Origin of the sequence: Zavarzinella formosa DSM 19928 (assembly GCF_000255705.1) — a bacterium.
Classification (GTDB): Bacteria; Planctomycetota; Planctomycetia; order Gemmatales; family Gemmataceae; genus Zavarzinella; species Zavarzinella formosa.
In genome coordinates this window covers 681,285-693,372 of the sequence record NZ_JH636442.1, presented here as the reverse complement: position 1 = coordinate 693,372, position 12,088 = coordinate 681,285, and the positions used below count along the sequence as shown (strand labels likewise).

Annotated in this window: 6 protein-coding genes; 3 read left to right on the top strand and 3 right to left on the bottom strand. The window is 59.1% G+C overall.

Annotation, left to right across the window (positions count from 1 at the left end):
• Positions 1 to 130: 130 nt before the first annotated feature.
• Complete coding sequence (locus tag BGIM_RS0124090) at positions 131 to 775, bottom strand: hypothetical protein (RefSeq protein WP_162136281.1); 645 nt, start codon at positions 773 to 775, stop codon at positions 131 to 133.
• A 5-nt stretch (positions 776 to 780) separates the two neighbouring features.
• Positions 781 to 4,083 (bottom strand): Ig-like domain repeat protein, encoded by a 3,303-nt coding sequence (locus BGIM_RS58155; protein ID WP_020472284.1) that lies wholly within the window; start codon positions 4,081 to 4,083, stop codon positions 781 to 783.
• Between the two features lie 291 nt (positions 4,084 to 4,374).
• Here BGIM_RS58155 and BGIM_RS67255 point away from each other — a divergent pair, with 291 nt between their 5' ends.
• Both BGIM_RS67255 and BGIM_RS67250 read left to right on the top strand, forming a co-directional pair.
• Complete coding sequence (locus tag BGIM_RS67255; protein WP_029630387.1) at positions 4,375 to 4,614, top strand: DUF6444 domain-containing protein; 240 nt, start codon at positions 4,375 to 4,377, stop codon at positions 4,612 to 4,614.
• Positions 4,615 to 4,683: 69 nt separating this feature from the next.
• Complete coding sequence (locus BGIM_RS67250) at positions 4,684 to 4,962, top strand: IS66 family transposase zinc-finger binding domain-containing protein (RefSeq protein ID WP_029630385.1); 279 nt, start codon at positions 4,684 to 4,686, stop codon at positions 4,960 to 4,962.
• A 183-nt stretch (positions 4,963 to 5,145) separates the two neighbouring features.
• Here the strand turns inward: BGIM_RS67250 and BGIM_RS0124070 are convergent, their stop codons facing one another.
• Positions 5,146 to 5,736 (bottom strand): hypothetical protein, encoded by a 591-nt coding sequence (locus tag BGIM_RS0124070; protein ID WP_020472283.1) that lies wholly within the window; start codon positions 5,734 to 5,736, stop codon positions 5,146 to 5,148.
• Positions 5,737 to 5,970: 234 nt separating this feature from the next.
• On the opposite strand from BGIM_RS0124070, the gene BGIM_RS52120 reads away from it, so the two are divergent.
• On the top strand, positions 5,971 to 11,487 hold the full coding sequence (locus BGIM_RS52120) for a helicase-related protein (RefSeq protein ID WP_020472282.1): 5,517 nt from the start codon (positions 5,971 to 5,973) through the stop codon (positions 11,485 to 11,487).
• Positions 11,488 to 12,088 lie beyond the last annotated feature (601 nt).

Genomic DNA, 12,088 nt, shown 5'->3' with positions numbered 1-12,088 from the left:
GTTTTTCGGCAAACTCGCACTTTCGTTCCGAGTGGGAGCTATTTAGCCCGCGAAACACAAATCGGGACACGCTCGGCTTGCAACGGATCCCGAAATCCGGATCAGATGATTAATCTGACTCTCGGAACCGTCACTGCTTCTTCGCGTTCGATTGATGACCAGGCCACGTGTTCAACCGATGCCAGATAGACAATTCGAGCACGTCATCCGGCATGGAGACGGAGAAAGCCAGCGGGCCGATTTTCACAACATACCGACGATCATAAAAACTTAATTGTTTTGAGGCAAAAAACTGGTGCGTCTCTTCGGCGGTCGGATAGCCACGCTCGACCACCGTGAGTGGTCCAAAGTGTCGTTCACGGTAAAACAAATTTTGGCCGGCGATGCCCGTCTCCATGTAAGTGTCCCAGAACACCACCCGATAAGGTTTGTTGCTTTTTATGACGCCGTCCGCCCACATAATCGTCGAACCCTGCATCCACTCTCCTCGCATCCGATTCGGACGTTTGGGCGGCGGGAGACAGAAGACGTGTGGCGAACTAGATTTCGGTCCGTATTCCAAGATCAATGGCGTGCCCCTCACAATCATATAGCCGTTGATTGGACCATAGACTATGGCATAGTCGTTCCCCATGACCTCCGAGAGAAAGTTTTCCGGAATGTCGGCGAGGACCGTGCACGCGACCATGAAATACCGCCGAGCAATGGCTTCCGACGAGACATTATTGTTGTGGGGCAATAGTCCCAGCAACATCAGGCAGAGAGATTGCAACACAGCAGTTACTCCGGAAGTTTTGGCGGGGCTAGCAACTTGTCAATTTCGGTTTCGATTGTATCCCTGATTTCTTTCTTTTGAACGATTTCGCTATGAGCCCCGTCCGGATTGGTGAAGTCATCTTTTGTGTATTGTTTGTTCGTGAATCGAGGATCGGCAACCGCAACACCGTGGATTGATTTGCCGATTGTGTGCCCGGCGATGTCCACGTACAAAGACTTGCCTTTGTCAACTTGTTGATACCAATCCCAAGCCTTGCCGATCGAACCCCAGATAGCTCCTCTTACAATTGCCGGGTCAGTCGGACTGGGGAATCCCGCCTGCGGGAAATCCGGGTTCAACTCTTTTGAAGTCATCGGTTCATCACCCAGGTCAGCCCGCACAGGATCGATGAAGAAAACGTCGTTCATGGTAAATGACGGATCTTTTCGCTTTCCGAAGTCGGCGCCAATTCCCAGTTTCGGTTCGAAAATCGAATTTCTCAAGGCATGTTTTGCGATCTGACCGCCCCAACTATAGGCGATCATCACGAATTTGTCTTCCGGACTGGCCTTTTTCGCAGCCGCTTCGTCTTTTGCAATCGCTTCCGCTACGGCTCGACCAGCACCGGCCTTGTCCAAGGCTTGGCCTGAGGTGACGCCCGTGGGAAAACCCGTCCATTTCACCTTATCATTATCCTTGTACGCGCCATCCTGCAAGTTTTTGACCACATTCACATACAGGCCGTCATCTTCTTTCTTTCCGCTCGGGGTGGTTCCTTGGAGCCAATAAACATGCACAGTTCCCGCCTTCAGCATGCCGGAGTTATAGCTGACCTGAGTGTCATCCGTAACCGGGAACGTCTCCGTGTCACCGGTGTCTTGGTCCGGGGCGCTGCTTCCTCCCTTGGGATCACGGGTGAATCCCGGCAGAACCCCGAATTGAAGGTGATAGTCCCCGGGGACCAGATCCTTGGTCGGGAAGAAATAAGAGCCTTGCATGTCCGTGACTTGCGTTGCCACATGCTGGCCATCCGCCGCCACGAGATCCACGGCGACGCCCGCGAGACTTCCTTCGCCGTTGTCCAATTGCTGATCCTCGTCGGCGTCTCGCCAGACTTGACCGCTGATTCCGCCGCTGACTCGCACGGCTGTGCCTGACAATTGGGTCCGCAGTCCCGCCGCATTGGACGTGGAGTCATCGTAGTTTCGTGTGACGAAAGTCAACGTGTTGATTCCCTCAACGAACCCGGACGTGATGTCAAGCGATCGAAGAGAGCGGAAATCACTGACTCCATCCTCGGACGGGACATACCCGGAATCTACTCCGTTGATCAGGACTTGGACAAGTCGGTTGTCCGCCGACACCAGACCGGTGATCCTCGCCGTCGCGGGATCATAGTTGGTCAGGTCGAAAGTTGTCTGGTAGGTGTAATCTCCCGCCGCTTCGGACACTCCGCCGCCGCCCGACATGCTGTTCTCGTTGGCATGCGGCGACACCCACGCTGAAGTGTCGTTGTTGGCTGTCCAGTAACCGCCGAACGGATAGCCACCCAAGGTGGCGTACGAAGACCCGCCGGAAAGCGAGTAATGAGGGTCTGCCGCCCCTGGTGTCAGCGGAATGCCGGTGTCGTCCACCCCGGTTGAGTAGACATCGAACGGCACAGGAACCTCACCTTCAGCCGGATCCACCGGAAGCGACAAGGAACCGGTTGAACTGTCATCCAGGTAACTGGCGCTCAGATCGCCCTCCCCTTCCGGGAGGGAGATTGTCAAAACCGCCTGGCCGCCCGCCAACTCGGCGGCGCCCAAGAATTTGCCGCCAATAAAAAAGGCGACGGTTCCACCCGATGGCGTCGCGGCGGTCGGGTCCGGGGATGTCACGGTGGCGGTGAGAGTAACCGGCTGACCAGCGACCGGAGTATCTGTGGATGCCGTTATCGTGAGACCTCCGGAGGGCTTGGCCGTCCCGCTCAACTCGGCGCGAAATCCGCTCGGGTTAAGCAAATCACCGGCGCCGTTTTCCACGATAAATTCCAAGGTGTTCACCCCGGCAATGAATCCGCGAGTGATGGACACCGGACGAAAATCAGCGAAGTCAGAACCGCCGGACGGAACGTATCCCACGTCCTGCCCGTTGAGTCTGATGGCGACAACAGTGTCATCGGCCGCCACTCGACCGGTGATCGCCGCCGAAAACGGATCAAAATCGGTCAAGTCAAACGTGGTTTCATATGTGTACAAGCCCGCCGGTTCGCCTACCCCGCTGATGGACGAATTTTCATTGGCGTTCGGTGAAATCCACCCGGACGAAGACGAGTCGGCCGCCCAATACGGGAATGGAAAACTGCCTGAGTTTGTGGCTGAGGCCAGCCCGATGGCGGTGGATGTCGGAGTGGAAGTGATTAAGTAATGCGGATCGATGAAGCCGGCGGCGAGCGGCAATCCCTCATCGCTCACTCCGGTTGAAAACAAATTGAACGGGGCGGCGGCCGGCGCCTCAGTCCCCTGCCCCACATTCAGTTCGAGCGTGCCCTGCTGCCGGCCAACATCACCGCCTCCGGCAAAATTCGCGGCCAGTTCGACGACTCCGGCAGGCAGTGTGGTCGAAAGGGTCGCCACGCCTTCGATGATCGGGGCGCTGCCCAGCAATGCCCCGCCATACGTAAACGCAACAGTTCCGCTTGGAATGGCCGATGGTGAGTTTGCCGCCGCGACTGTCGCCGTGAGTGTGATAGATTGGCCGGCCACGGGGGCTTCAGTCGAGGCCGTCAAGGTTATCGCGCCGATCAGTTTGGCGCTTCCGCTCAATTCGGCGCGAAACCCGCTTGGATTGCCTGGCCCGCCATCATTGTTCGTCACGACAATGTCGAGCGTGTTCACACCCGAGACAAAACCCGTGGTCGCGGAAATATTCCGCCAGGCGGCGAAATCGCTCCCGCCGTCTGATTGGAAACCAATGTCTTGTCCGTTTAGCATGACAGCGACCACGGTGTCGTCGGCGGCGACCCGTCCGGTGATCGATGCCGAGGATGGATCGAAATCGGTCAAATCGAAGGATGTCTCGTATGTATACTGGCCTGGTAATTCATCGGTTCCGCTGGCAAAGACATTTTCGTTACTGTGCTGTGACAGCCAGCGAGATGTGTTAGAGTTGGCCATCCAATACGGAAAAGGGAATCCTGAATCATCGACCGCAACGGCCGGGGCGGCCTCCGTCGCGCCGGGGGCCGCGACCAATTGCCAGTGGGAGTCCGAGTCACCGGCCGCCAAGGGCAATCCATTGTCGTTGACTCCGGTTGCGAACAGGCCAGGGATGGCGGCTGGCACGTCCCTTAACTCCAACGTCTCAACCCTGAGAGTGTGTCGGTGGAAAGAGACGGTGGGGCGGTTAAACAGACTGCGAGAAAGGGAGAGCTTCCAGCGGCGCATGCAAGTTCCTTGCGGGTTTTTGAGTCGAATAAAAAGGATACGCGAGATCAAAGGGATATAAGATTCCACAACCGGTGCAAACCCCCAGCGTTACGATAATTTCATGAAAAGAATTTAGCCAAGGACATGGGAGGTAAGAGTTCATGACCCATGGTTTTATGTTCGTGAGATTATGGTGGCGTGTGCCACATGGAAGTTCCGAAGCGGATGCCGGAGATGATGGTGACATGGCCGCAGGAGGCGGCCGCGTTCATCCAATTGCTTCTGGCGAAGATCGCGGAACTGGAAGTGAAACTCGGCCAGAACTTGCACAACTCTTCAAAGCCTCCATCGAACAACGGACCGGCTGTCAAGCCGCTCCCCCGAAACCCTTGTCCGGTAAAAAGGCGGGTGGCCAGCCGGGGCATCTCGGGCAATCTCGGAAGCTGATCCCGACCGCCGAATGCCGCAACTGCTTCCGGGCCACTGACCGGAACCGATACGAAGCTGCGTTTTCAAGTGACCGAACTGCCGCCGGCGAGGCCCGAAGTCACGGAATATCAACGTCACCGACGGGTTTGTTCCTGCGGGTTTTCGACCGGCGGCTTGCTTTCTGAAGGGATGGCCGGCCAGGCCGGTCCCCGCGTGGTGTTGCTGACCGGGCGATATCGGCTGGGCAAGGAGAATGCCGCGAACCTCATGGGTGACTTGTTCGGAGTGTCGCTGTCGTCCGGCCATGTCTGTTCCGTCACGACGGTCGGTGATACTTTTTACGATTACATCTTCTGTCATTGGTGATATTGAACAATAGAATTTGGCCGATCGGCTCATTCATTTCAAATCATAATACCGCCCATATACGAACATGAAAAATTCCGCGAGCAAGTCTCAAGAATTGAAGGCCGGCCAAGCAGGCCGGATTGAACAAACAAAAACCCCCGCTGTTTTTGGAGCGGGGGTTTTTGGTGAAAATCAAGGGTTTCAATCCGGGATGCGATTCTGTTCCCGATTGGCCCCGATCATCTCGGCCGCCCGGGCCAGCGTTTGGCGGACCTCCAGATGCTCGGCGTGAGAATAGCGACCCTCTCGCATCAACTTTCCCCAACCGCCCTTCCCGTCCGCGTTCGCAAATCCCCAGCGGTAGCCTTCGCTCTTGAGATATTCCAGCACCGGATGCGGCCGCTCCCGGCCATAGGGGACGCCCTCTTCGTCCGTCATGCCATTGGGGGCGCTGTCAAAGCGGATCACCCATGCGCCATCGGCGGCGCTTTTTGACAGCCGGACACAGTTCCCGCCGCCGCTGATGCTCTCGATGCCGAAGGGGTCCGGCGCCTTCGCCCTTTGATTGCCGGCCAGCGCGGCGGCGTGCCCGTTGACCGGCGCGTCCTGGATGGACAATCCATCACTCGCGTCTGTGTCGGGGTGGTCTGTCTCCCCGACATCACCGGAGAACGGACCGGCGGGTGAACGCATCGACGGGTCAAATTCGCCGGGATTGAAGTCGGCTTCCGCGCCGCCGGGCGACTCGGTTTCAGTCTGTGGTTCGGATCTTTTTGCTCGGGATTTTGCCATGGGGGCGATACCTCTCGTTCGGGTTTGGGTCCGTCTGGGCCGGATGGCCGGGGCGGACCCGAACGAGAGGTAACGAACCCGGCAGGGGATGTCAACCAACCGGTCTCGCTCCGCGAAAAGAATCGATCGCTGTTCCGGTCGACGGAGAGGGGAGGTACGAAAAACCTTCTTATCGGTTGTGAAAGCCGGAAAATCCGGGTACGACCGTCGGGAACCACGTCGCCATTCCCGGTCATGCCCCGCAAACGCCCGAATCCCCGCCAGCCCCTGCTGGATTTCACCACCTCGCCGGAGGAGGAACCGTCGGACGCGCCGGCCTCGCCTGTTCCCCCGACGATCCCGTCAAACCCGGCTTCCTCGCTTTTCACCAATCTCGTCAAGCGTTCACCATCAGGTTTTTCCTCCCACGCGGATCGCGTCAAGGCTTCCCGGCCGCGGGCCCGATCGCTTTACGACGATATTCCTGACACCGTCGAAACCATTGGCGAGGCAATCATCAACCCGCCGGCCGAGAGCAAGGAACAATCCGTTTCCCCGTCAAACGGCGATTCTCCGCGTGTCGCCGACATCGACGCGCCACTTCCGGCCGGAACCGGTCGCTCCCCGGACCATCATTCCCTTGGGCCGGGGTTGGCGGATACGGCGGATTTCATGCAATACCTGTCGGAACTCCCGACGGGCGGGAAGGCCAGGGCCCGCGATCTCCTCAACGCCATCCGCGTCATGAAACAAGCGGAAGGCGAAGGGCGGCCCGCCAACGCTGACGAGTGCTTAATCCTGGCCCGTTTTGGAGGTTTCGGCCCGGTTGCCCTCTCGGTCTTCCCCGATCCGGTGACGGACCAATTCAAGGATGGCTGGGGCGAAATTGGCGAAGAACTGAAATCCCTTCTGACGCCACAGGAGTACGACAGCGCCAAACGGACGACCTTCAATGCCTTTTACACCTTCCCGGTCGTCATCCAGGCCATGCAACTGGCCCTTTCCCGCCTGGGCGTGTCCGCCGGCGCCAAGATCCTCGAACCCGGTTGCGGGATCGGCCGGTTCATCAACCCGGACTTTCGCTTCATCGGCGTCGAAATGGACGGTGTCTCCGGCCGGATCGCCCGGTTGCTGCATCCCGGCCAGGACATCCGGATCGAGAATTTTCGCGACACCCGCCTGCCGGAACTGGACGCGGTCATCGGCAACGTCCCCTTCGCCGACGTGAAGCTCGACCACCACGGACAGCGGTTTTCCCTGCACGATTATTTCTTTGCCAAGTCGGTAGACGCACTGAAACCCGCCGGCGTCCTCGCCCTGGTCACCTCTCATTTCACCCTCGACAAGCAGAATCCCGCCATCCGCGAATACCTCGCCGGCCGGGCGGATTTTCTCGGGGCGATCCGTCTGCCATCCGACGCCTTCAAACGGGAGGGCACGGCGGTCGTGACCGACATCGTCTTCCTCCGCAAGCGGGTGGAGGGGCAGGAACCGGCCCACGCCGACCCAGATTGGCTCGGCACGTCACCGCTCAACATCGGAGGAGTGGAAATCCCGATCAACCGATACTTCCTCAACCATCCGGAGATGGTCCTCGGAACGTGGGGCCGAAAAGACAACCTTTACCGCGAAGGTTACAGTGTCACGTCCAACGGCGACTTGTCCGCCCGGCTTCACGAGGCCGTCAAACGGCTCCCCGCCTTCGAGCCGCTTCAGTCGGAATCCCAAAAGCCGATCCCTCTGCCCGTCGAAACACCCCGCCCCTCATCGCGAAACACACCACCCGCATTCGTCCCGCCCCCGCCGCCCCCGCCGCTGCCGCACATCTCCGAGGGCAGTTTTTTCATCGGCGAAGACCGGATCATCCGGCAGGTGGAAGACGGCCGCTCTGAACCGGTCACTTATGGCGGCGTCCTTCAGAAAGCCGACTGCACGATGGGCGGACGCCGGTTCGGCTCCCTTATCGAGTTGCGCGACCTGTCCCGGCGCGTCTTGCAATCCCAGAACGAGGACTGGCCGATGGCGAACCGCGAGGAGGCACGCCGGGCGTTGAACCGGGCTTACGACCGGTTTGTGATGTCCTTCGGGCCGGTCAACAAGACGACATTCAGTGAAACCAAGGATGGCACGTCGATCCGGCGCATGCCGAATCTGGTGAAGTTCCGGGAAGATCCCGATGCCATGCTGGTGATGTCGCTGGAGGAGTACGACGAGGCCACCGGCAAGGCGGAGAAGGCCGCCATCATGAGGAAGGACGTGGTCGGCCCCAAGCCGCCCGTCACCCGAGTTGCCAGCGCCGAGGAGGGACTGCTGGTGTCCCTCGATCACAAGGGCGGCATTGACCTGCCGTACATCGCCACGCTCTACGGCAAGCCAGGGGAGGAGATCGTCGCCGAACTGGGCGACCTGATTTACCGCGACCCGGAATTGAAACAGTGGCAAACCGCCGATACCTACTTGTCTGGGAACGTCCGGTCGAAACTGGTTGCCGCCGGGAAGTCGGGGCCGGAATACGCCCGCAACGTCGAGGCGCTCAGCCAGGTGCAACCGGAGGACGTGCTTCCCGGCGATATCGACGCCAACCTCGGCGCCCCGTGGATTCCCGCGTCCGATGTCCGGGCGTTTGCGGGCGACCTGTTCGGCGTGACGGCCGACTCTTTTAAAGTCGGACATCTGAAAAAAGACGCGGTCTGGACGCTGGAGCCTGATTACCGGGCGATGAACTCGGTCGCGGCCACGGCCGATTACGGCACCGCCCGGATTAACGGAACGTCCCTGCTCGACCAGGCGTTGAACCTCAAGACCCCCGTCATTTACGACATGGTCATGAACGGCGGCCGGGAGGAGCGGGTTGTCAACCAGACCGAGACGCTGGCCGCCCGTGAGAAGCAGAAACAGATCAGGGAGAAGTTCAAGGCGTGGATCTTCTCCGATCCCGACCGAACGGAGCGCCTCGTCCGGGATTACAACGACACTTACAACAACCTGCGGCCGCGTCTGTTCGACGGCTCTCATCTCAAATTCCCCGGCATGAGCCGGGCCGTCACCCTTCGGCCGCACCAGGTGGACGCGGTGTGGCGCTGCATGACGGCCGGAAACACGCTTTTGGCGCATGTAGTCGGCGCGGGCAAAACCAATGTCTGCATCGCCTCGGCCATGAAGATGAAACAGGCCGGGCTTGTCAACAAGCCGATGATCGTCTGTCCGAACCACATGCTTGAGCAATTCAGCCGGGAATGGCTCCAGCTTTACCCGAACGCCAAGCTCTTGGTCGCCAGCAAGGAAGATTTCACGAAGGAACGTCGCAAGTTCCTGACCGCCAAGATCGCGACCGGCGATTGGGAGGGGATCATCGTCACGCATTCCAGCTTTGAGCGAATCGGCATGTCCGGCGAGTATCAGCAGAAGTTTCTTCGGGATCAGATCAAAGAGTACGAGCAGTTGTTGCTCGACAAGGCGCCTAGGGGCCGCAACATCATCAAGACCCTGGAAAAACAAAAGGCGAACCGCGAGGAGAAGTTGAAAAATCTGCTTGCGGAAGACAAGAAGGACGACGGGTTGGTGTTCGATGAACTCGGGGTTGACCAACTCTTCATTGATGAGTTTCAGGCGTACAAGAACCTGGAGGCGCCAACCAAAATGGATCGCGTCGCGGGCATTGCGTCGGGGGGGAGCGAGCGGTCGTTCGACTTATTCATGAAGGCCGTGTATCTCGATGAGAAACATCCGGGATACGGACTCGTCGGAGCCTCCGGCACCCCCATTAGCAACAGCATGGTCGAAATGTACACAGTGCAACGGTATTTCGACCCGGCCGGACTTCGCTCGCGCGGCATCGAACATTTCGACGGCTGGGCGGCGACCTTTGGGGAGGTGGTGGACACGATGGAAATCTCCCCGGACGGCGCCAGCCTCCGGCCCCGCAGTCGCTTCGCCAGATTCGTGAACCTGCCGGAACTGACCCAAATGTTCCGCGCGTTCGCGGACGTGCAGACGGCGGATATGCTTGACCTGCCACGGCCGTCGCTCGAAGGCGGCAAGCCGAAAACCGTCGCCTGCCCGATGTCGGAGCAGCAGCATGAATTGCAAACCAAACTGATCGAAAGGTACGACCGCATTCGCAGTCAGAAAATTGATCCAAGAGTGGATAACGCCCTGGCCATCACGACCGACGGCCGCAAGCTGGCCTTGGACGGAAGGATGCTCGGGGCGGCGGGCGATTTCCCCGGCTCGAAAGTCAACGCCCTGGTCCGCAACGTCGTCGCCATCTGGAAAAAGGCCGAAGACACGCGCGGCACGCAATTGGTCTTCTGCGACATGGGCGTGCATCCGAATCCGTTCTCCGTCTATGACGAGATCGCTTCAAAGCTGGCCGATCATGGCATTCCGGCATGTCAGATCGCGATCATGGGCGACGCCGACACCGATGCCAAAAAGCAGGCTCTGTTCGAGAAAGTTCGTCAAGGCACGGTGCGAGTGCTGATCGGCAGCACGACCAAGATGGGCACCGGCACCAACGTGCAGAAGCGGCTCGTGGCCCTGCACCATCTGGACGCCCCGTGGAAGCCCGCCGAGGTTGAACAACGAGAAGGACGCATCCTCCGGCAGGGCAACCTGAACGAGGAGGTCGCCATTTACCGATACGTGACCGAGAGCAGTTTCGACGCCTATATGTGGCAGGCGCTGGAGACCAAGGCACGTTTCATCGCCCAGGTGATGAGCGGCGATTGCGCCGTGCGGAAGGCCGAGGACATTGGCGGGCAGGAGCTTTCCTACGCCGAGGTGAAGGCCATCGCCTCGGGCAACCCGGCGGTGCTGACGCTCGCGGAGGCCGACGCCGAGTTGCAACGCCTCGCCATCCTGCGAAAGAACCATCACGACGAACAATACCTCGCCCGCCGAAACCTTCGGGAGCTTCCCGCGACCATCCGGCGGTTGGGCCGGCGGGTGTCCGGTCTCGAAAGCGACATGGAAGCCATCAAGTCGCATCAAGGTGATCCCGTGACCATCAACAATCACGGTTATTCCCGTGATGACGCCATGCCCGTTCTTGGCCGGCGGCTGGAGCAGTTGCCGACAAACATCAGCGAGACCCGAATGGTTCCGATGGGCAAATATCGCGGTCTTTGGTTTGGCCTCGTCATTCATCCCTTGGGAGGGGTGGAGGCTTGCCTTGAGGGCGAGGTGACCCGTCGCATCGACTTCCAGAAGGACAACCCCGGTCCCCGGGCGGTGTTCAACGCGCTGGATCGTTTGATCGACTCCTATCCCGATGAACATCAACGGTCGAAGGAAGACTTGAAAATCTCCGAACGGCAGCTTCACGATTACGAAACCCGGCTTGGAAAGACCTTCGCTCACGAAGACTTCCAGAGGAAACTCACCGGCCTGCGCGACCGGCTGAAGTTGGGGCTGTCGGAAAAAGCCACCGAAACGGACGTGGAAGGACCGACTGTGGACGAACTTGCCATGCAAATCCAGAATCTCCGGGCGTCAAACATGGTGGAGTCGGTGCCGCCGCGGGCGGGGGCACCGACGGCCATGAGGGCGGAACGCCCGGTGACGGCGCGAATCCGCGAGAAGGCCGTTGAGAAAAAAGCCGTCGTTGAATCTGAGATGCTTCAGCCCTCGGTCGTTGAGGATGAGGACACAGCCGGTTCGCCTGCATCGTTCACGGACATTCCGGGCAACCGGCCATCTGGGTTCGGAAGCCGCGTCAGCCATGCGAGGAAAGACATCGGAAACGATTCGCGGCCCGGGCTCTTCGGATGACAAGCCAACCCCCGCTCGGAATCCTCCTCTGGCTCTAGTGAACGGTCGAGAGGCCCGGCCGCCGCCTCTGTCGCATTTCGCCGCAGGGGCGTCATTCGACGACATACCCCCGCGACGAAACACTCCGACGGCGACGGTCGAGAGGTGGCGTAACGAAGTATGTTGAGGAAAAAACCAGCCATTGACCCCAAATTTGCGCATTTGGCGACGGCCTTCCGGATTGTCATAACAGATGGCTGGCAAGATGTTCAAATGACCGGATTTTTCATTGACCGGCCGGAGCCGGGTGATTAGAGTCATTTGCAACCGGCGGGATAGATTTTAGTGCTGTTCGGGCGACGGTTGTCAAATCACCCGCCGGTTCACTTTTGATCCAACACCTCAAGAACTTTCTGGGCCAGGGAAAAAGGCGTGTAGGGTTTTCGCTGGAAAGCGGCCTCTGCCTGCGAGACGCCGCGACGGCCGTGAAATTCGCCAGCCATGACGCCTTGGTGCCGGCGAAGGACTTGAATGAAAAATGCATGATGAACGCCAAACAAAAATGATGTTTGAATGCTTGATGGCAATGTGACTGATACTCAAGAACAGTCCGTCCCGAACG